Origin of the sequence: Pelagibacterium sp. (genome assembly GCF_048264985.1) — a bacterium.
In the GTDB taxonomy this organism is placed as follows: domain Bacteria; phylum Pseudomonadota; class Alphaproteobacteria; order Rhizobiales; family Devosiaceae; genus Pelagibacterium.
Window position 1 is genome coordinate 405,296 of sequence record NZ_JBLXCL010000002.1, and the last position, 18,736, is coordinate 424,031.

The following is an 18,736-nucleotide window of genomic DNA, read 5'->3' on the forward strand; positions in this document are numbered from 1 at the left end:
AACGCGCCCCTGGCGCAACATAGAAGGTAGACAAACATGTTCACCGAACCCAAGCGCGCCGGGCAGTACCTCATGCAGGACAGCGGCGAGATGTCCTACGACGGTGGTCGTGCAGACGCCACTGTCGATCTCGCGGCCTGCACCATCGTCGCCGAGCGCACCGCCGACAACCTGATCGTCGCGTGGGATCCGACCAACGATGATGGCTCCGAAGTCGCGATTGGAGTCTTCGATGGCCCAAACATAAAGGGGACAGCGGGTGCTTCGCCTAAGCGCGTCAGCGTCTGCAAGCGCTGGGCTGCAATCACTTTCCACGAACTGGTCGTGCCGGAGGACATCGATATCGATGACGTTCGTGGGGCCCTTCCCAACCTCGTCGTCCGGGACTGATCCCGGACGACTCCCTTTAATCGTTCGCCGCTGAACGGCTGAACCTGGAGAAACAAAATGGACCAGCTTCTCGATATCTTCTCGGGCGAAGCCTTCAGCCTGACTGCGATGACCAAAGCCGTCATCAGCATGGACTACTCTGAAGGTGCGCTCGCTGACATCCTCGAATTCGAGGACGATCAGTCGCCCACCCCTGACTTCACGCTCGACAAAGAGCACGGCGAGATCTACGTCCTGCCGGCTCTCGGCGAGAACGAGCCGGCGCCTGAAGGCAAGCGCAACAAGCGTACCGCGCACAAGATGCCGATCCCGCGCTACGCCGAAGCCGCAACCATGCCGAACCGCGAGTTCATGGCCGTTCGTCAGACTGGAAACGGCAACCCGCAGATCGTCGAGATGGAGCGCGACAAGCGCCTCATGATGGCACTGCGCCGCCTCGCCAAGACCGAGGAATGGATTCGGTTTGGTGCCATGACTGGTGTTATCTATGACGCCAACCGCACCGACGTGCTCGTCAATCTTCGCACCGAGCTCGGTGTCGATCAGCAGGCCACTGCCACGTGGAACCTGTCTGCGGCATCGTTCAACACGAACGAAGCTCTGACCGAGCTCAAGGAACAGTCTGAGGACAGCCAGGGCGATTTCAACCCTGATGACTACGTACTCGTTTGCGGACGCAACGCCTTCAAGAACATCCGCAAGCACAAGTCCACTGTGGCTGCCTTCAGTGAGCTGACCAACCTCGCGTTCCTCAAGGCAGACGATCGCAAGAAGGGCTTTGTCCTCTCGTCCTCGGATGAGACTGACGTTCGCCTTGTCTCCTACGGCAAGGAACGCGGCAATGACGGCAACCCCTTCCTTGCAGCGAACAAGGCATACTTCTGCCCGAAGGCGCCAGGTCTCTGGAACTTCGTCTCCGGCCCGACCGATATCGGCGAGTTCCTGGGCGCGATCCTTCCGTTCTACACGGCCAAGGAACCGATGGAATACAACAAGGGCCTGAAGGCTCTCGTTGAGATGTACCGCATTGCGTACTGCGCACGCCCTGGTTCGGTGATCGAGGTCACCATCAACCCATAACCCCCGCAAGCAAGCGCTCGAGGGGCCGGCGATCCGGTCGGCCCCTTTATCTTCTCCGATCCCGAGGATCACGACATGCCCGCAAAGAACACCAAGACCATAAAGACCATGCAGTCGCAGAGCGGCCACGCAGTCGGTGTGTTTTTTCCTGACCTGTCGAGCATTCAGCGTCTCGAGCTCGAGGCCGGTGTTAACTCCCAGTTCCCGCCGACGACCGAGGGCGGCGTCTGGTACCTCTATGTCCCTGCAGGCAAGACCGCGCTGCTGATCGACGGACCGATGTCGGTCGCCGAAGAGCAGGACATCAACCTCGTCCTGGCGCGCGCGATGCCGATCGTCGGACCCGTGTATTTTCCGGTCGCCTTCGATGAGGGCAATTACGGCTACCTCGTTCCGGACGGTGCAGCGTTTGAAGTGCATTGCGCTCGGGTCGCGAACAACGGAGGCGCATGATGCTGGGACCTATTTCTCCAGGCGGCAGCGGATCCGGCACCAATCCCGAGCTCGAGGGTCGCGTCGAGACCGTCGAATACAAAGTCGACGTGCTCGAGAACGATCGCCAGACCGGGAACCCGGGCCAAGTTTGGACACAGACCGCTGAGGGTCCGACTTGGCAGAATTCAGCCTCCGCGCCAACTGGTGAGCGGCGCCTTGTCAGCGCGACGCGTATCGAGACATCCGGTTCGTGGGATCGCGATGCGAAGTGGGCAGAAGCCCTAGCGGAAGCTCAGACGATATTCGGCGAGGATATCACTGAAGATGACCTCGTCATGGACGTTGAGATTATCGGTGGCGGCTCGTCTGGTGCGTCAGCACGTACCGCGACCGCAGTCGGCCCAGGGCAAGGCGGCAACGCCGGATCGGTGCGCCGCGTCACGAATCTCCGCAAAGCCGATCTGACCTCAAGCGTCGCGATTGTCATCGGCGCTGGCGGTGTCGGGCAGCCAGCATATACGTGGGGATCTCACATCGGTGCTGGCGGCTATTCGCTTTTCGGTGACTATCGCGCGCCAGGTGGGCCTGGGCAGACTCTCGAATCCTCGGTGCTTTATCACCTTTACCCTTCTCCGTCTGACGTCCCTGTTGGCCTGCCAGGCTTGCCGGCGCGTGCAGGAAACCAATCCGGCATTCGCGCCACGGAGTCCTTTGGACCAGGCTGCGGGGGTGGTGGTGGCTACTATCAAAGTGGCGGTGGCTGGGGCCATGGCGGCAACGGCGGTAATGGCGGCGCAGGTACTGACGCAAATCTCACGCTCGGCGGCCTTGGGGGCCGCATGAATGACACCAGTGGCGATCCTACGCGCAATGCTCAGGACGGCGCCGATGCGTTCGACGCATTCTCCTACGGAGCCGGCGGTGGCGGCGGTGCCGGTTCCGGTTCATTCGCCCATGGCGGTGACGGTGGCGCGCCCGGCGGTGGCGGTGGCGGTGCTGCGCTTGTCAGCAGTTCATCTGGTGGAACTTCTGGAGCTGGGGGCCGCGGCGAGGTCCGCGTGTTCTTCTACTACGTTGGAGGTGCGTGATGGGTGATCGCTACGCAGTCGTGTCGCATGGTGTCGTCATCAATTTAGTGATTGGCGAAAAGCCCTCGGGCTACGCTGACGAAAATCACGCATGGGTCGAATGCACGGGAGCAAATGCCGCTGTCGAGATCGGATGGCGCCTACAGGGCGATGGCAGCTATGCGCCGCCCGCAATATCGCCGCCTCCCGAGCCTGAGGAGCCAGCAGCCTAATGCGCTCCCCTACCCCGCCTTACCTCGACCGCTACCGCCGCACGATGAAGCGCGGCCCACTCTTCATGCCCGCGAGCTTTGAGGGTAAAAGCCTTCGCGCACAGAAGATCACCGGCGAGGTCGAGGAAGAGATCGGCGGTCAAATCGTCATCACGATGCGCACCCGCGCACTGGTCGACTGGACCGATCTCGACGACGAGCCTGCCGAGGGTGACACAATTGCTTTTCCGGACCTCGCAGAGAGCTATTACGTGCGCAGCTGGATGCTGAAGGGTGACGGATTCGTCGAGCTGCATCTCATCAAGAACTGACGCTTAAGCGGCTTCCTTACTCGCCTCCCAGATATCTTCGAGGTCGATCTCCTGAAGCCTTATCTTCAGATATGCAAGCGCCTTCGGGCTGTAGCGTTTGTGCTCCTGCCTTCCGACCTTGATCAGCTTGAAGTAGTCGGGATTGTCCTGCATGCCGTCGTGACGGATCAGGCAAAGCAGTTTTGGCGGCGTGCATTGAAGCTTCTGCGCGAGGTCGTGCAGCCCGATATTGTAGAAATCGAGTTCATTGACCTTCCGCACAGCAATCACGCTGGCGTTCGGATCGCCTTCATTGACGAGATGAATCGCCTCGCCCTGATTTCGGGTGATCCTGAGTAGCAGGCCAGGACCGTCCGCTTCGGGGTCAATGGTCAAGGTCGAAACCCCAGGAAAGATGTCTCGCCAATCGGCGCCGTCGTTGATCCGTGCGACGATCTGATCGAGTTCCCGATCGCTGGCTTGGGATTTTCGCCCATCGAGCGACGCCTGCAGAACCGCCAATGACCGCAGCTTCGCCTTCGCATCCAAGCGCTTTCTCGATCCCGGCGCCACCATGGCCTTGATGTGTTCGAATTCGGCATCGAACAGCTGGCCCAAATCCTTGGGTGGCCGCGCACACACAGGCAGCACCCGCTCTGGTATCTCGTTCCTCATCGGCAGCCCGAGCTCGTCTGCGCAGAGGCGTGCGAACAGGGTCACTGCCGACTGGGCGTAGACGTAAAGATGCTCTTCCGAGAGCTCGATCATGTAATGCTGGGCGGCGTCTCGGAGCGCGTTCAAGGACTGCAGGGAGACCGCATCGTCCTCGGTCAGGCATTTCAGCTTGGCATCAGATACGCACCTCCGGAGGCAGACATCGAACCCGATCGTCATCTCCTGCTTCCGGGCCTCGCGGATCCGACCGCCTTTATGGATGATGATCGCCTTGAGCAGTAGCTCGAATGCCCGATCGAGCATGATGAGCACGGCTTCGTGGCGCCCGCGGTCCCAGGCACGGTTGAAGTGATCGACGCCCAATATGAGAGAGTCGAGCGCTTTACTGTGCAGCGTCTTGGCTTCCTTGCGCATGAGGCAGTCTAGCTATCGCCCTTCTTTCTCGCAAGCGTGCCAACGATCCTCGCGTCTGTAACGTGAGGACCGCATGGACCACATCGCCAAACAGATCCGCGACGGCATCAAAGCCCGGCTCGAGGCACCGCTCTCAGCTGAAGGCGTATCCACGTATTCGGGGCGCATCACCCGCTTCCGTGACGCCGAGCTCGACGCGGTCAATATCATCCCGCCCGAGAGTGCCGTCACTGACGCGAGCAGGCAGCAGCCACCGCGTCTCGACCGCGAGTTCGATATCGCAGTCGCGATCCTGATCTCCGGTCGCCAGCACGAAACCCTCGACCGCGCCGACGAAATCGCCGTGCACGTCGAGCGGCTGATGTGCCTTTCACCTGAGTGGTCTTTGCCCGTCCGCAAGCTGCAGTTCATCGGCGATGACCTGTCGCGGGCCGAGGGCGCCGATGGCGAGCTTCTCACGAAAACCCTTCGTTATGTCGCGACCGCTGCGCATCCCGCCGGCGCACCCGATCAGCCGATGATTTCGGCGCAACCTGTGAGGTAATCCAATGGACGCTGTATGGCAGTTTCTCGACAGCGATTGGTATTCGACCAGCCGCTCACTCGCCGCTCTCATTCTGGAAGATGGTACTGCCGTCGACCTGGGCGACAGCGACGACATCTCGGTGCAGTTCAACACCTCGTCGATCGAGCGTTACCGGAAGAATGCCGGTAAGAGAATTCTTGGCCGCAAGGATCCGAACCAGATTGGCGTGACCGTCAACCTGACGCTGCTTCAGCTTCCTCCCATCATGCGCGCCGCGCAGTGGGTGGGTACCGCAGATCAGTATTTCGAGCAGGACGCAGCACCGACGCCGGATCCGGTAACCGTCGCCGACTACAGGCTGGGTCGCATCGTTATCCTGCCGAACAACGTCATGAACGCCACGATCTCGAGCGTTATGCTCGATGCCGTGGAGCTTGAGGTCGATCAGTACCGGTTCGACAAGATGTCCGGAACGCTTCAGGTACCGCGCTCGGAAGGCCTTGCAGACGGCGAGCTTGAGATCACCTACACCGTCCCCGAGATTACCGCGACCACAAAGCGGGTCATGACAGGTATCGGCCAGGGTGGCGGCGTTCGCGCCGGTCTCCTTGTCCGTCAGGTCAACGACATCGGCCCCCGCCAGCTCGTCAAGATGAACCGTGGGCTCATCATGCCGCAGTCGGTCGCCCTGGTCGGTGGCGATGAGTACGACACCCACCAGTTCACGATGGAGCTTGAAGCCGACGAGACCCAGCCCGCCGGGTTCGAACTCGGCTGGATGCGCGACATCTCCAACACCGTCCTCGCGATCTAAGGAGAGCCGCCTTGCTTCATCCAGATTTCAAGGCCGCGATGGCGGTCATCCCCGACAGCTCCAAGATGGTGAAGCTGCGGGGTTTCGACGTCGAGCACTTCCCAATCGAGGTCCGCGATTTCGTTGTCCTTTGTCTCACCGATCCCCAGACGGCCATTGCTGCTTTTGGGGCTGATCTGGAAACCGGCAAGGCAGCGACGGCTGATCAGATTGGTAAGGCTCGCGAGACGCTGTCGGACCAGGTTGCGGCAAAGCTCATCGCGCTTTCGACGCGGGATCCCGAAATGGAAGCGCTGGTCCCCAATATGACCAGCGCCGAGAAGAGCCGTTCTCTCGCCGCCGCCTTTCAGGTGACCACGGGGGGCGATGTCACCGGTTTTTTCGGCGACGTGAGGAATCAGCTGGACATGCTGCTCGCGCTCGCCACTTCGCAGCAGTCAAAGCCAACAAAGCCAGGCGTGAAGGTAAGGCCCTCTGGGACGGTCACCCGATCCTCGAGTTCATCAAAGTCGTCAAAAGGCTCGAGAAAGAAGTAGGTCGCGAGGCCGCGTGGCGCATGTCGCCGGCCGAGGTGCTCTTCCACTCGAACCTTGATGCCGATGACCGGGCTGACGGCATCCACGACGCTGCTGTAGCCGCGCGCGCAGGCCAAGCAAACAAGGACGAATGGAAGGCGTTCCGCGCCGAGTTGGGATTGGGCAATGCAGCGTAGACCCGAGGAATTCAAAGTCAGGTTCGGTGCCACTGGCACCCGCGACCTGAAGGCTGACCTCGAGGGCATCTCGAAGTCGATCGGCAAGCTGCGTGACGTTTCCTTCAATGCCATCTCGTCCGTCGGCAAAATCGGCGCGGGGATTGGAGCTGCCGCCACCGCTTGGGTCGGCGGCATCTCCGCGATTGCCGTCTCGAACGACCAGTATGTCGATCAGGTCAACAGGATCTCCAACGCCACCGGAATGCAGCTCGAGACGATGAGCCGCATCGCTGGTGTCGCGCGCCAATATGGCATCGATATCGATGATCTGCGCGGCGCGTTCATCCAATTCTACGGACAGGTGAACGAAGGCGCCAAAGGGTCCAGCGTTGCTGAGGACTTTGAGGCGATGGGCATCAGCGCCCAGTACCTCGCGGATAACCTGAACAATCCGCTCGATGTTCTCATGCGCGTAGCCGAGGCGCAGCGCAGCCTTTCTGGCGCACAGCGCACCTCTATCCTTGCCGCAATGTTCGGCGAGGACGACTCGGCAAAGCTTGTTACATTCCTCGATGATCTCGGAACGGGTTCCGAGGCGCTTCAAGACAGCATCGAAAATATCGACCTGTCTGGCGCCGTCATCACCGAAGAAGACGTTCGTATCGGTCGCGAATTCAACGCAGCCGTCGCTGAGATCGGGGACGTCTTCCGCGGCATGCGCCTTGAGCTGGCGCGCACAGTGCTGCCAACGATCGGAGACCTTTCCGAGGCCTTCGCTGGCTGGATGCGCGAGAACCGCGAAATGCTCAGCGGTGGGCTCGAGACGAGCTGGCGCCGGGTTGGCTACGTCATCGACGACGTCGTCAAATATCTGCAAAGCGGACGTGATGCGGTTCAGGGTTCATGGCTCGAGCCGATCGTCAGGTGGGCTGAGAACCTTGGCAACGCCGCCGCGACGACCAGCCGCGCCCTCGGCGAACTTTTTGACGAGCTTTTCGGGCAGCGCCAGACCGACGAATTCGTCTGGGTCGAGGATGTTGCGCGCGGCATCCGGGGTCTCGGGACGCTGCTCGTCGCTGCCCTGGACGGCATTGGTAACATCACCGGCGCGTTCATCACTGAGATCGTCGGCTATTTAAATAGGCTGCCCGATGCCGTGGACGCCGTTGAGAGTGCCTGGGCTGAACTGCAGGAGGGGTTCCAGACGGGCGACGGCAATACGGTTCTCGGACAGACCGGGGCGTTACTGCGCGATCTTTGGGACTACGCAGTCGGCTTGAAGGATGCCCTTGCAGCCATCGCTGCAGGTGAAAGTGTCGATGGGCAGTTCGCTTGGGTCAAGGACCTTGCCGACAACATGCCCGGGCTGATCGAGGCGATCCGCTCTGCCGGCAATCTCGACGACATCCTGCTCGGCATCGTCTCCGGATTCGGCTCCATGCTCGACCTCGGTGCGCCCTTCGTTGCCGTTGTTGCAGGGCTGACCGTTGCATTCGGCGGCGTCGGCCTAGCGATCGGGGTGGCTGCTTTGGCGCTCGGCACGTTCCTCGCCAAACTGGCCGAGGGCAACGAATTGGTGAACGCGCCATTCAAGTGGCTCGATGGAATGATCCGCGAAATCAACGGCGCGGCCGACGCCGAACGCGAACTCCTCGACCAGATGCGTCAGGACGGCGATGACTGGTACGACCAGCGGAGGCGTCAGGGTTACGTCGACGATAGTGCTCGGAGTTCTGCGGGAGGCGCAACACAGCAAATCCAGACGGAGAACGTCCAAGCCATTGGCGCGGTCACGGTCGACATGGACATGGACCAGCTCCGTGGCTTGGTCGATCAAGCGGTCTCCATGGTCTCGGGCGCGCAGCAGACGGCAGCTTTCGCACCTCAGATCATGCAGCTCAGCGAGACCCGCGCTCCCGGCAGCCGGTCTGTCGAAAGCACACAACAGCAGCCGCAGGGGACGCCCGTCGTGATCGAGCTCTGGCCCACAGGCGAGCAGGTCACGGTCTACGCGCAGGACGACGACGTCGCGGAGCAACTGCTCGACCTGGTTTCTCGCGCCAAGCGGTCGTCGGCGACGCAGGGCGGGCTGCCGTTCGCAGGAGATGACTGATGGAGAAATGGTCCGCACTCGAACTCGACGGAATCGCCATCACGGATGCTGCTGCGCGCGGCATTCGCGAGACACTGATCTGGGACCACGCCGCGCAATTTGAGCGTGACGTGAATGGCGTCTTCATGACCGGATCTGCGATGCAGTCGCCGTGGGGAAGAAAAGCCCGCTACCGCTGGGAAGCGCGCGGTGCGGGCGTTCTCGATCTGCCAGCACTCGATCACCTCGAGCCACTTTCAATCCTGACGATCACCCCCATCGATCCATGGCGCGAGACCATTGCTGCCGGTGCGACGTCACACGTGTTGAAGCGCACGCCGCTTGCCGGATCCGTTCGCCTATTTCACCCCGTCACGGGTGACGCCATCACGCACAACCGCAACGGAAAGACCATCACGCTGGCTGGTCAGCCGCGCACCGTCCAAGTCGAATATCGCCCACCGCTGACAGTCACCCTGATCCAAGCCGACAAGTCCGTCGAGGAAGACGAGCAGCGCTATTCCTGGACCGTAGAAGTGGCAGAGGTCTGAGATGGCAAAGATATTTTTCGCATGGGTCGACACCCTGGATGTCGTTTTCAATCCATCAGTCCACGGACGCGTCGATGAGTCCTTTCGCCTGATCCAGACGCATCAAGAAGAAAACCACGCTGCGCGGGGACGAATCACGTTCCCCAATCCCGGCGTGGGTCTGCTGTCGGCATCGCGTCGGCGGTTCGCACTCATTTCCGAGTCCGAGAGCGGTGACCCTGAGGATGCCGTCCTCACGTTCCGGGCGCGCACCCTTGGTATGCCGACGGATCTGCAGGCGGTCATGATCACGACGGAATTGATCGCGGCGCCGGAAGACCTCGACGCGCGGCTGAAGGCAAAGGCCGCCGAGATGTACGGGCTGCCGTTCACCGATCCTCTGTTTGGTGACGACCTGGAGGACACCTCGGCAGCCCTGTCTGCTCGGGGCGCATCGTGGTTCATCGATCCCCGTACGCATGAGATCACGATCACGGACGTTCTCGAGAGCGACACAGTCGTCGACATCGGGACCGATCATGCGATGTCGGACTATGCGATCGCCGCCGGCGATCCACCGGTCAGGGCTGCGCGCATGAAGGTCGCCGTCGAGTATGAACAGCGCGCTATTGGCTACGTGGACATCAAGAATCGAATCGGCGCGACCAGCACAATGTCGACGGCGGGAGGGGACGGCGAATTCGTGCCACCGCCGATCGACGTTCAGGCCGGCGTCGGCTGGGAGATGGGGCAAAACGCATACCGCGTGACCGACTCCAGCCACCTCGCGCTCGACTTTGGGTGGCGCAAATCGCGGACATATCGAGGCTTCCAGTACAGCCATTCTGTCTACGCCTATCATCAGCAAAATAACGATCCCTTCGGTACAGGCCGGTCGGCAGGGCATTACTGGCGGCACTATTTCGACGATCTCGGCACGGCGCAGCAGATCTGGAAGGGGGTCGATGAGACCCGCGTTTGGACGTACGACTGGGAACAGCTCCTGATGACGTACGACTATCGCCAGATGCGTCGCGAGGAAGTCGAGATCAGGATGTCGGTGCCGACGCAAGACGTGCTTGGAGCGGTCGCCGAGCTGGACTTGGGCGAAATCACCTTGCGCGACCCCACCGATGACCCCGATACGCCGGCGTGGTATCCTGGACGTCCGGGCGAAGCTGGCGACCACGTGCTCTATGACGGCCGCAGATGGCAGTACAAGAACGCGCACGCGCTCGATTATTTCTATTTCAATTCTGTCCTCGACGGTAAATTGGTGGCGATCTCGACCCCAGGCTTTGAGCCTGCCGACAGCATCGCACCGCTTCCCGATGCGAGGTCGCCCACCTATCTCGACACGCCCCGCGGCGTGCAGTCGATCGAGCACGCGCTCCTCCTGATACGCGCCCGGCTGCGATATCGCCTGAGGTGTTTGAAGGTCCAGGTGCGGCCCAACAATTGGGAGATTGTGCGTGACATCCGTCTCGACCAGGACCTGGCTTGCGACCATCCCAGATTCGGCCCGGTCCGGGGCAAGGTCATCAGATGGGAGCGGTCCTGGGACGGAAGCGGTGGACGCCGGGGAACGGTCACTGTCGGCGCTTGCCTCGGCACGGGGGCGACGGGAGCAGGTCAGATTGAAGACGTGCAGTATGCGACTAGCTCTGATGCCATCGCGGTACCGGTAAATGCATTTTCCCTGGGCAATCCGGCATATGCCGTGACGGACGTCGACAAGGCGATGGAAGCGGAGGACCAGGCCGATCTGGCGAACACAGAGCTCGCCGCGGGGCGGGATCCCAGCTCTGCTCTTACGGCGAACAAGACTGCGGTGACCGTTTCCATGCGGCCATTGGCATCCATCGGCCTGATCACGCGGGGGCTGCGGATCGATGCATCACTTCAGGAGAGCCCCATGGGCTATGACGCAGGAGCTTCATGATGACGGATATCCTTAGCCTTCTTCGCAGCGGCACCCGCAAAACCGGCGGTGCGTCGCCACGATCGACGAACGCTATAATCACGCTGCCGCCGGAGACCGAGGGCGTCGATCGAGATAACTATCGGCCCCAAAGAACAGGGACGCGCGACTATGAAGTCGACATCGCGGCTCCCACGCCGAACGGAGAGATTTCAGGCTTCGCGAGCGAGAAACATCTGACATTTAGAGATGTCACGGATGCCAACAATATGGACTTGAAGATGTATAAGCCTGGGGCCCCGAACCAGGGAGACGAAGGCCCAGCTGACGCAACTGGAAAGTACTTTACGATTGAAAAGGGACTCGAGCTGTCCGGTCAAAGCGTGCTACCGACCACGTATTGGGGACATCACATTTCCGATCAAGATGCGGTCACGCAGCCTGACCTTGAATTACCTCCGATGGTTGAAGCCATTCGCCGCATGTTCGAGCGTGGGACGCGGTAGGTCAGATCGCGATATCCATCACATCGATCTCGTTGCTGATCGTGGCATCACTCGCCTTTGGTTCGGCCTCAATGTTTTCATCGCGGTGGATCATGGCGAGCCCCGTCAGCGTGAGCTTGATCTTGCTCAGGTCTTCGCCAGCGCCAACAGGATAGCGTCCCTTCCCGGGGTAGTAAGGCGGCTGCGACGTGTCGGCAGCGTGGGCTGCAACCATTCGCTCGATGACGCGATGACGGTCGGTCCACTCATGCTCCATGCGCTGCTCCAGCGACCCGATTTCGGTCTCGATGGCATCAATGGGCCGATCGGCCGCGGGTGCCACGGGTTCGTTTGAAGCAGCCCGCGTGACACGGATAGACTGAGTTTGATGCCCGGTCTGGGCAACAAGGCTTTCAACAAACTCGCAAGCATTCGCGCGCCAATGCACAGGTACGCCAGCGTGGTAGCGGTCACCCCGATCGCGGACGTAGCCCACCGCGTCAAAGCCAGCCTTCAGCTCGGCGGGGAGAAGCGAGAACTGCCGGCGAAATTCTTCGAGGGTCGCGAGGTCCGAGCGGTGCTGATACGCGAGATGGTAGTCCAGCACGCCGTACATAGACCGCGATGCATCCAGCAACTCAGCATACTCGGGGATCATGTCGGCAGCGGAAACCAGCTCGTCGACGATCAAGCCCTCTGGGATGCACTGGCTCATGATGTATGCCACCGGCGTGTCTTCCCGATAGACGGGACGCAGCCGCCCAACGGATTGGCGAATGGGTTCCTCGCGGAATTGCTCTTGCACGATCCGCAGCCAGCCGGCTGGGTTGAGGGCGGTCTCGAGGGAGATGTCGCTGCCGTCGCGCATTGCCAGCCGCACATCGCCCACGCGGGGACGAATGGGCTTGTCGTCGGCGTCGAGGCCATTGCCGCGTGGATCGAGGAGCTCGAAGGGTTGGTCGTCGCCATATGCCAGTGCGGCGGCGATGCCATCGTAAACGTGCGGGGGCAGCTCCATGCGGCCTGTGACCAGCGCCGCTAGATGGCGCTCGGCGAAGTTCAGCCCGCGCTCCGCACCGTAATGCAGATAGTCGACGTTCCCGGGGGTGGCGTAGCCCCAGCAGTATTCCCTGCGCAGGGCTTTTGGCATTGCGTGCGCCACGCGACCATTCGCGTGGATCGCCGACACGTGGTTCTCCACTGCGCGAATGGTTTCGATGTTTTGAGCGCATAGGGCGCGCTTCTCGAGCCTCGCCTTCTCGCCGGCGACGAGGCCGTTGTTTGCCATCCGCTTGTCTGCGATCGCAACGATTCTCAGGTTGAGGTCGGCATCGATGTCGTGAACGACGATGTCCCGATCGGGAAACACCTTATTCGTGATCTGCTCATTTGCCGACGCGTCGAGCAACAGCAAGGGCGCAGCGGGCCAGTTCGGGTGTGTCATCCACGAAATGCGAATGTAAGAGACAGGGCGATCCTTCTCGTCTTCCTCCATGCGCTCTTGGACCACCTTGTCGCTTTGCGGCTTATCGGTGCCATCGTCGATCGCGGCGATCTGCTGCTCGATGATCTTCCAGAAACGATACTCAGCCTTCACGTCTCGACCCGTCGCACGGGTGACAATGTCCGCAAAAGCGGCATCTGGCATGCCTGGATAAACGGCTACGTTTGACGATGACGCGGAGCCGCACACCCTTGCGGCGCTGTGCACCAGATCGGCTCCCGTGACCGTCTTTTTGCCATTCGCTTCGCTATGCAGGTGAAGCAATTCGGCGGGACGCATACCCCGCGAAAAGGCTTGCTTCACAAGGTCGACAGCCGCGTCGCGCTCTTGCAGCAGCTCGATCGGGTGCAGCCCGAGCTCGCGCTCCTTATTCGTCAGGCGCGGTTCATCGCGGGGCAAATCCAAAGACTTGGTGGGGAACTGTGCCGTGTGAACGCTCATCGTGAAAATGCGCTCGTCCGCGATAACCGCACGCACGGTCTTGAGCTCTTCGGGGATGGTCAAGTTCAGGAACGCGTGGGGCATGAAGACGATGTGGCTCTCCGCGATTCGTGCGCGCTGCTGGATCGCAGGGCAAGTCGCGTAGTGCGGGCAGTACCGGTCTTCCATTTCGCCTGTCGCAGTAGGCATGCGCGCATGGCACAAGCCCGAGGTTGCCACGCCGGCGTCCATCAACGCCTGCACCTTCTCCTCGAACTGGCAACCAGCTGCGATCTTGCCCTGGTAGGTCATCGTCTTCAGGCCGGCAGCCTCGGCATTGAGCCGGAGGTCCGCGATTTCCTCGAGCGCCCTGTCGTGGGCATAGATGCCCAACTCTGTAGCCTGTGCTGCCAGATCTTCGTCATCCAGAAGGGGATCGAGATTCATGGTTTCGGCGCGGCGCCGCAACTCGTCGATGTTGTTGTAAGTGGGAAGCAGGAACAGAATCGGCCCCGGACCTTCGCCCTGGTCGTCGATGTCAAAGCCGGAGAAGGTCCGGGGGTCGTGCGCGATGTAGCTGATCGCACGCGTCGTCTTCCCTGCGCCCGTGGGTGCCTTCAGCACGTGGGCCACTGGGCGTTCGATCTCGATTGAATAGACGGCGTCGAAGAATTGCCCCAGCGCACCATGCACCTGCCGCTCGACCTTTTCTGCCGTCGCACTGCGGTCAGTCTTGAGGGCCCGTGCTTTCGCAATCTCGGCGTCGGGCGCCGTCATGCCCGAATAGTTGAGGGGCTTGCGCTTGTCGGCAGGCGGCAAGAACCATGGATTCCATGTCGAGCTCTGCAACACGCCTTTGCGCGACTGACGAAGAGTGCCATCACCCTCGCGCCGTGGCTTTGGCAGATGCGTGATTTCGCCAGCGTGCAGCATTGCAACCGCGCGCTGAATGCGATCGACGACGGCTGTCCGAATATCCGTGCCGCCAACCTGCTTGCCACTCAGATCGAGGCGTTCCTTTGCGACCCGCAGTGCGACGTCGACGGCGGATGCCACGCCCTGCGCCGTGTCCAGACGCTCATGATTGAACCTGACGAGATCGAACGTGAAGGATTTGAGCCACCCTTCGCGACCGTCGGCGATCATTCCATCCTTAGCGACTGTGCCCTCGCGGTCGCGGGGAATGATCCAGCCGGATGTGTCGACCTCCAGAGATCCGTCGCCGACCTCCATGAAGCCCGTGCGCTTGCCACCGCTATGAAATGCGCGCAGTTCCTGCACTGCAGCCAAGAACTCGGTCACCTGCTCGCCGGTAACGAGCGGCGCGACATCCGGAGCTGCGTGCGTTGGCTGCGCGTCTGCCCATTTGAAGTAGCCGCCGGTTTTGTGATGGTTGCCATAAAGGGTGATGGTCTTGCCACGCCCGAGAATTTCGAGCCCGTGCTCGGATAGCCCTCCGTCCTCGTCGCAAAAGCGAAACGATTCGTTCGCCGGCAGCTCACTGGCATCTGCAACACGATAGAACAGCGCCATCTTCGGTGCCTGACCCTGACGCCGCAGACGGCTGCGTCCCAGGATCGTTGCCGCCAGTTCCTGAACGTCGAGGCTGAGTTCGGGATCCAGTACGTCGATATCGAGGACAAAAGAGTTGCCCGACACTGGACCCAGAATGACGGCTAGATTTGAAGCGTACGCCTGATGCGCCCAGCGGGCGATGTCGGACGCCTTTGGGCGTTCCTCAATGTATTTGCCCCACTTGAGTGTAGCGCCGTCGACACGCGACGGCAGGCGGCGTCCGTCCCGTTCCTGCGGGAAGCAGCACCAGCCATTGGCGAAGATCTCATTCGCCACGCCACCGAAGATGGCTTCCCCAGGATTGTGCATCAGCGAGGTCGCCTTGCGCGAGTCCGGCAGATCAACTTCATCCGCGCCACCGAAGATCTCCGCAGTGATGCTGAGAAACGGGTCGCGAGGGGGATGTGTGGCTTTGTGGGTGTCCATCATCGTCATCTGTTTGCGTACCAGGGATGCCCTCTTTGGGGCTTGACTGAAGAATGGGGTCTGATTCGGAATACCGCAAGTCCCAGAAATTGCTACGAAAATCGAAGGAACGGCTCCGACCCCCCAGTTATGGGGGTCGGAGGCAAATTTCTTACTGAAAATAAATTTTCGCGGAGAGTTTTTCTCGTCCCTTGCTGGGTCCCGGACGAGGATTTTCACACGAATCCTCGAAGACCGAGAAACGAATCCATGACGACCAGCACTTCGTACGAAGAAAGAACTTTCCATCAACTCAAGGACACCTTGGCAACTGCCATCCAGGAAGTCCTCGAGAGTGACCGCCACGCCGGCAGGGTCGCTCACCAGCTATATCCGCACCTGCGGGCGAAGGAGCTCAACAAGATCAAGAACGGCGACATCAGCGGGGTCGGCTACCGCCGGTTGAGCCAGATCGCCGATGCATTGCGGATCAAGGTGAAGATCGAAGTCGAGACGCCGAAGCGCACCACCAACTGACCTTCTTTCTCGCAAGCCTCGACCTGACCATCGCGGGCATGAGCGAGACCGTGACCACATTGCAGCTGCCGTTTCCACCGTCCGTGAACAACCTGTTCCGGAACGCGGGCAAGCGCCGTATCGACACCGAGCGATACGCTGCCTGGAAGAAAGAAGCGGCTTGGTCAATCCGCGCACAGCGCCCACGACCGGTGGCCGGACGCGTGGCCGTCACCATCGAGGTCGTCGCTCCCGATAACCGCCGGCGCGATGCCGACAACTGCAACAAGGCCTGCCTCGACGCCATCGTCGCCGCTGGTGTGATCCAGGCCGACGACTTCCGCGTCGTGCGCGAGGTCACGACGCGATGGGTCGAAGACGGCAGCCCGTGCACGGTCACCGTGAGGAGCCTGCCATGACCTACCACCTTTCGTCCGTCTCCCTTGGCAACCTCGAGGGGGTCCATCCCGACCTGGTCCGCGTCATCAAGCGCGCGATCACCATCACGCCGATCGATTTTCGCGTGATCGAAGGCACGCGCTCCGTCGATCGGCAGCGCGAGCTTGTGCGATCGGGTGCATCCCAGACAATGAATTCGCGGCACATTCCTGCTGCGAATGGCCACGCCCATGCCGTCGACGTCGTTCCCTATGTGGACACTGATGGCAATGGATCCAAAGAAGTGAGCTGGAGCTGGCCGCACTATTACCCGCTCGCCAAAGCCATCAAAGACGCCGCCAAGCTCGAGGGCGTCGTGATCGAATGGGGCGGCGACTGGAAGAGCTTCAAGGACGGCCCTCATTGGCAGTTGCCCTGGAAGCAATACCCGGGCAGCGCGCCTGCAGTCGCATACGATCAGCCGATCACCAACCGCACCGATCGCCAAGTCGCGACCCGCGATGCCGCCGTGATCGGTACCACCGGTGCCACGGCGGCTGCAGCGTCTGTCGGCGACAGCATCGGCCCCGTGGTGTCGACGCTGACCATGCAGCAGCATGAACTGTCCTCGGGTGACTGGATTCGTATCGCCGTCGCCGGCGTCATCGTCGCGCTCACCATCATCGGGATCGCCTCCAAGACAGGCATCCTGCCGTGGGGGAAGCGTAAGTGACCGAGGCCCTGCTCAAGATCGGTGCGATCCTTGCCGTCTTCCTCATAATTGGGGGTGGCGGCATGTATGTGCGCGATCTTCAGCACGACCTGCAGGAAACTCGCCAGGCGCTCGACGACGCCCATGACGCGATCGATGCCCTGGCCGCCGAGCGTGCCGCTGCCGATGCCCGGGCCCAGCGGCTGGCGAATGCACGTGAAGAGATTCTAACCGCACCTGCTGACGAAGACGGCCCGGTATCACCCGTGCTCGAGCGCGCGCTCAGAGCCGCCGATAAGATCGGAGGTATCAATCCATGATCCGCGCTCTTGTCGCCTTCCTTTACATTATGTGGCAGCCGGTCCTCATGGTCTTCGCGTGCCTTATCCTCGCTGCCCTGCTGTCCGCTTGTGCGACGACGAGCACGATACCGCCGCAGCTGCTTTCATGCGCTGCACAGCCCCCTGCACCAGTTTCCGGCACTCAAAGGGATGTCGGGCTCTACATCGTCGATCTTGCCGCAGCCGGTGATGATTGTCGCACGAAAATCAACACCATCCGTGGACTACAAGAATGATCGATATTGACCCTACAATTACGCTCGGCCAAATCCTGACCATCTGCGTCCCGATGGTCGGCTTCATCGTTGGCACCTACACCACTTACTTGGTCTTTCGGACGAAAACTCGGAAGGAGGTCAGCCACCTCACAACCCGGGTCGTCGACCTGGGCAAGGATGTCGTCAAGCTCGACACCAAAGTCGACAAGCACAAGAACGAAGCCGAAGCCACGTATGTGAAGAACGGCGATTTCCAGCGCTTCGAAGCCCAGATCAAGGTCGCAATGTCATCCCTCTCTGATGACGTCCGCACGGTCATCGGTACCACGTCCGACGTACGGGACACCGTGCTGCGCATGGAAGCCAGGTCGTCGAAGGATTCCCCAAAGCTTCCGCCCGCCAGGCGCAAAGCCACTTCCCGATCGAGCAACTCAGCAACGGACTGATGCCAGTGTCACGTGACTCAGAGAAAGCGACGCGAGATTCGCGGACATCAAATCGGAACGCAAAAAATGCATCACCGAAAAAATGATTGAAAAAATGTAGGTCGATAATCGGAGGGAACAAAACGAGTGCGAAAAATGCACAAACCGTTCTGAAAGCTAGAAATTCTGAATTTCAGGCGGGGCGGCTATAATGCGATTGCGTCAATTTGTAAATTGGAAAAAATCCAACCGCTAATTGACAAAGGATCGGTGCTACACACAAATGGGCCCAGGTGCTGCAAACACCTGGGCCCGGTCTCAGCTAGCTACGGAGGGGGCATTTCGCGTCACCTCCTTTCGGGTCATAAAAGCGCTAGTCGGTAGCCGCCGACTGGCGCTTTTCTATTGTGCCAAATAGCACGGCTCCATTTGTACAGGGGTGTTTGATTGACGCCAAGCGCGTTTTGGCAGTAAGTCAGCCAGTTTTCTCGCCGGGATCTAGCGGCTTGTTTAAAATCAATGACTTAACACCGCTCAAATCACCAAAAACCTGCGGAAAGTGGAGTCGAAACCTGTGCATACAGAGTGATTTTTTC

22 protein-coding genes are annotated in these 18,736 nt (G+C 60.7%); 20 read left to right on the forward strand and 2 right to left on the reverse strand.

Going from position 1 to position 18,736, the window contains the following annotated elements:
- Positions 1-36: 36 nt before the first annotated feature.
- From ACN0TA_RS11305 to ACN0TA_RS11330, 6 genes are all read left to right on the forward strand, one after another.
- Positions 37-390, forward strand: a complete 354-nt coding sequence (locus tag ACN0TA_RS11305) for a head decoration protein (protein WP_417582905.1) — start codon at positions 37-39, stop codon at positions 388-390.
- A gap of 57 nt (positions 391-447) precedes the next feature.
- Complete coding sequence (locus tag ACN0TA_RS11310; protein ID WP_417582907.1) at positions 448-1,470, forward strand: major capsid protein; 1,023 nt, start codon at positions 448-450, stop codon at positions 1,468-1,470.
- A gap of 75 nt (positions 1,471-1,545) precedes the next feature.
- Positions 1,546-1,923: a hypothetical protein gene (locus ACN0TA_RS11315; protein ID WP_417582909.1), complete on the forward strand. Its 378-nt coding sequence runs from the start codon at positions 1,546-1,548 to the stop codon at positions 1,921-1,923.
- A complete protein-coding gene (locus ACN0TA_RS11320; RefSeq protein ID WP_417582911.1) occupies positions 1,920-2,993 on the forward strand; it encodes a hypothetical protein in 1,074 nt (357 codons plus the stop codon). The genes ACN0TA_RS11315 and ACN0TA_RS11320 overlap by 4 nt, the downstream gene beginning before the upstream one ends.
- A complete protein-coding gene (locus tag ACN0TA_RS11325; protein WP_417582913.1) occupies positions 2,993-3,205 on the forward strand; it encodes a hypothetical protein in 213 nt (70 codons plus the stop codon). The genes ACN0TA_RS11320 and ACN0TA_RS11325 overlap by 1 nt, the downstream gene beginning before the upstream one ends.
- Positions 3,205-3,516 carry a hypothetical protein gene (locus tag ACN0TA_RS11330; RefSeq protein WP_417582915.1) on the forward strand — a complete coding sequence of 104 codons (312 nt, stop codon included), beginning with the start codon at positions 3,205-3,207 and terminating at the stop codon, positions 3,514-3,516. The genes ACN0TA_RS11325 and ACN0TA_RS11330 overlap by 1 nt, the downstream gene beginning before the upstream one ends.
- A gap of 3 nt (positions 3,517-3,519) precedes the next feature.
- Here the strand turns inward: ACN0TA_RS11330 and ACN0TA_RS11335 are convergent, their stop codons facing one another.
- On the reverse strand, positions 3,520-4,584 hold the full coding sequence (locus tag ACN0TA_RS11335; RefSeq protein WP_417582917.1) for a DUF3644 domain-containing protein: 1,065 nt from the start codon (positions 4,582-4,584) through the stop codon (positions 3,520-3,522).
- A 73-nt stretch (positions 4,585-4,657) separates the two neighbouring features.
- Between ACN0TA_RS11335 and ACN0TA_RS11340 the strand changes: the two genes are divergently transcribed.
- From ACN0TA_RS11340 to ACN0TA_RS11375, 8 genes are read left to right on the forward strand one after another with little or no spacing between them, the layout of a single operon-like run.
- Positions 4,658-5,128 (forward strand): hypothetical protein, encoded by a 471-nt coding sequence (locus ACN0TA_RS11340; protein ID WP_417582919.1) that lies wholly within the window; start codon positions 4,658-4,660, stop codon positions 5,126-5,128.
- 4 nt (positions 5,129-5,132) lie between these two features.
- On the forward strand, positions 5,133-5,924 hold the full coding sequence (locus ACN0TA_RS11345; RefSeq protein ID WP_417582921.1) for a hypothetical protein: 792 nt from the start codon (positions 5,133-5,135) through the stop codon (positions 5,922-5,924).
- 11 nt (positions 5,925-5,935) lie between these two features.
- Positions 5,936-6,460 carry a hypothetical protein gene (locus tag ACN0TA_RS11350; RefSeq protein WP_417582923.1) on the forward strand — a complete coding sequence of 175 codons (525 nt, stop codon included), beginning with the start codon at positions 5,936-5,938 and terminating at the stop codon, positions 6,458-6,460.
- Positions 6,461-6,480: 20 nt separating this feature from the next.
- A complete protein-coding gene (locus ACN0TA_RS11355; protein ID WP_417582925.1) occupies positions 6,481-6,636 on the forward strand; it encodes a hypothetical protein in 156 nt (51 codons plus the stop codon).
- Positions 6,626-8,731: a phage tail tape measure protein gene (locus ACN0TA_RS11360; RefSeq protein WP_417582927.1), complete on the forward strand. Its 2,106-nt coding sequence runs from the start codon at positions 6,626-6,628 to the stop codon at positions 8,729-8,731. Before ACN0TA_RS11355 ends, ACN0TA_RS11360 begins: the two co-directional genes overlap by 11 nt.
- Positions 8,731-9,261 (forward strand): hypothetical protein, encoded by a 531-nt coding sequence (locus ACN0TA_RS11365; RefSeq protein WP_417582929.1) that lies wholly within the window; start codon positions 8,731-8,733, stop codon positions 9,259-9,261. Before ACN0TA_RS11360 ends, ACN0TA_RS11365 begins: the two co-directional genes overlap by 1 nt.
- A 1-nt stretch (position 9,262) precedes the next feature.
- Complete coding sequence (locus tag ACN0TA_RS11370; protein ID WP_417582931.1) at positions 9,263-11,182, forward strand: hypothetical protein; 1,920 nt, start codon at positions 9,263-9,265, stop codon at positions 11,180-11,182.
- A complete protein-coding gene (locus ACN0TA_RS11375) occupies positions 11,179-11,667 on the forward strand; it encodes a hypothetical protein (RefSeq protein WP_417582932.1) in 489 nt (162 codons plus the stop codon). The genes ACN0TA_RS11370 and ACN0TA_RS11375 overlap by 4 nt, the downstream gene beginning before the upstream one ends.
- 1 nt (position 11,668) lies before the next feature.
- Here the strand turns inward: ACN0TA_RS11375 and ACN0TA_RS11380 are convergent, their stop codons facing one another.
- Positions 11,669-15,580: a bifunctional DNA primase/polymerase gene (locus ACN0TA_RS11380; RefSeq protein WP_417582934.1), complete on the reverse strand. Its 3,912-nt coding sequence runs from the start codon at positions 15,578-15,580 to the stop codon at positions 11,669-11,671.
- A gap of 240 nt (positions 15,581-15,820) precedes the next feature.
- Here ACN0TA_RS11380 and ACN0TA_RS11385 point away from each other — a divergent pair, with 240 nt between their 5' ends.
- From ACN0TA_RS11385 to ACN0TA_RS11410, 6 genes are read left to right on the forward strand one after another with little or no spacing between them, the layout of a single operon-like run.
- The gene (locus tag ACN0TA_RS11385; RefSeq protein ID WP_417582936.1) at positions 15,821-16,087 is read left to right on the forward strand and encodes a hypothetical protein; all 267 of its coding nucleotides are present in this window, start codon (positions 15,821-15,823) and stop codon (positions 16,085-16,087) included.
- A 38-nt stretch (positions 16,088-16,125) separates the two neighbouring features.
- Entirely contained in the window at positions 16,126-16,485 is a 360-nt protein-coding gene (locus tag ACN0TA_RS11390; protein ID WP_417582938.1) for a RusA family crossover junction endodeoxyribonuclease, read from the forward strand.
- A complete protein-coding gene (locus tag ACN0TA_RS11395) occupies positions 16,482-17,177 on the forward strand; it encodes a M15 family metallopeptidase (RefSeq protein WP_417582940.1) in 696 nt (231 codons plus the stop codon). The genes ACN0TA_RS11390 and ACN0TA_RS11395 overlap by 4 nt, the downstream gene beginning before the upstream one ends.
- Complete coding sequence (locus ACN0TA_RS11400; protein ID WP_417582942.1) at positions 17,174-17,476, forward strand: hypothetical protein; 303 nt, start codon at positions 17,174-17,176, stop codon at positions 17,474-17,476. Before ACN0TA_RS11395 ends, ACN0TA_RS11400 begins: the two co-directional genes overlap by 4 nt.
- Positions 17,473-17,733, forward strand: a complete 261-nt coding sequence (locus ACN0TA_RS11405; RefSeq protein WP_417582944.1) for a hypothetical protein — start codon at positions 17,473-17,475, stop codon at positions 17,731-17,733. Before ACN0TA_RS11400 ends, ACN0TA_RS11405 begins: the two co-directional genes overlap by 4 nt.
- A complete protein-coding gene (locus ACN0TA_RS11410) occupies positions 17,730-18,161 on the forward strand; it encodes a hypothetical protein (protein ID WP_417582946.1) in 432 nt (143 codons plus the stop codon). The genes ACN0TA_RS11405 and ACN0TA_RS11410 overlap by 4 nt, the downstream gene beginning before the upstream one ends.
- Positions 18,162-18,736: the final 575 nt, after the last annotated feature.

Bases quoted from the DNA above. Each gene is read 5' to 3' on its own strand.
- ACN0TA_RS11305 (WP_417582905.1), top strand. From the start codon at position 37: ATGTTCACCGAACCCAAGCGCGCCGGGCAGTACCTCATGCAGGACAGC.
- ACN0TA_RS11310 (WP_417582907.1), top strand. From the start codon at position 448: ATGGACCAGCTTCTCGATATCTTCTCGGGCGAAGCCTTCAGCCTGACT.
- ACN0TA_RS11315 (WP_417582909.1), top strand. From the start codon at position 1,546: ATGCCCGCAAAGAACACCAAGACCATAAAGACCATGCAGTCGCAGAGC.
- ACN0TA_RS11320 (WP_417582911.1), top strand. From the start codon at position 1,920: ATGATGCTGGGACCTATTTCTCCAGGCGGCAGCGGATCCGGCACCAAT.
- ACN0TA_RS11325 (WP_417582913.1), top strand. From the start codon at position 2,993: ATGGGTGATCGCTACGCAGTCGTGTCGCATGGTGTCGTCATCAATTTA.
- ACN0TA_RS11330 (WP_417582915.1), top strand. From the start codon at position 3,205: ATGCGCTCCCCTACCCCGCCTTACCTCGACCGCTACCGCCGCACGATG.
- ACN0TA_RS11335 (WP_417582917.1), bottom strand. From the start codon at position 4,584: ATGCGCAAGGAAGCCAAGACGCTGCACAGTAAAGCGCTCGACTCTCTC.
- ACN0TA_RS11340 (WP_417582919.1), top strand. From the start codon at position 4,658: ATGGACCACATCGCCAAACAGATCCGCGACGGCATCAAAGCCCGGCTC.
- ACN0TA_RS11345 (WP_417582921.1), top strand. From the start codon at position 5,133: ATGGACGCTGTATGGCAGTTTCTCGACAGCGATTGGTATTCGACCAGC.
- ACN0TA_RS11355 (WP_417582925.1), top strand. From the start codon at position 6,481: ATGTCGCCGGCCGAGGTGCTCTTCCACTCGAACCTTGATGCCGATGAC.
- ACN0TA_RS11360 (WP_417582927.1), top strand. From the start codon at position 6,626: ATGCAGCGTAGACCCGAGGAATTCAAAGTCAGGTTCGGTGCCACTGGC.
- ACN0TA_RS11365 (WP_417582929.1), top strand. From the start codon at position 8,731: ATGGAGAAATGGTCCGCACTCGAACTCGACGGAATCGCCATCACGGAT.
- ACN0TA_RS11370 (WP_417582931.1), top strand. From the start codon at position 9,263: ATGGCAAAGATATTTTTCGCATGGGTCGACACCCTGGATGTCGTTTTC.
- ACN0TA_RS11375 (WP_417582932.1), top strand. From the start codon at position 11,179: ATGATGACGGATATCCTTAGCCTTCTTCGCAGCGGCACCCGCAAAACC.
- ACN0TA_RS11380 (WP_417582934.1), bottom strand. From the start codon at position 15,580: ATGACGATGATGGACACCCACAAAGCCACACATCCCCCTCGCGACCCG.
- ACN0TA_RS11385 (WP_417582936.1), top strand. From the start codon at position 15,821: ATGACGACCAGCACTTCGTACGAAGAAAGAACTTTCCATCAACTCAAG.
- ACN0TA_RS11390 (WP_417582938.1), top strand. From the start codon at position 16,126: ATGAGCGAGACCGTGACCACATTGCAGCTGCCGTTTCCACCGTCCGTG.
- ACN0TA_RS11395 (WP_417582940.1), top strand. From the start codon at position 16,482: ATGACCTACCACCTTTCGTCCGTCTCCCTTGGCAACCTCGAGGGGGTC.
- ACN0TA_RS11405 (WP_417582944.1), top strand. From the start codon at position 17,473: ATGATCCGCGCTCTTGTCGCCTTCCTTTACATTATGTGGCAGCCGGTC.
- ACN0TA_RS11410 (WP_417582946.1), top strand. From the start codon at position 17,730: ATGATCGATATTGACCCTACAATTACGCTCGGCCAAATCCTGACCATC.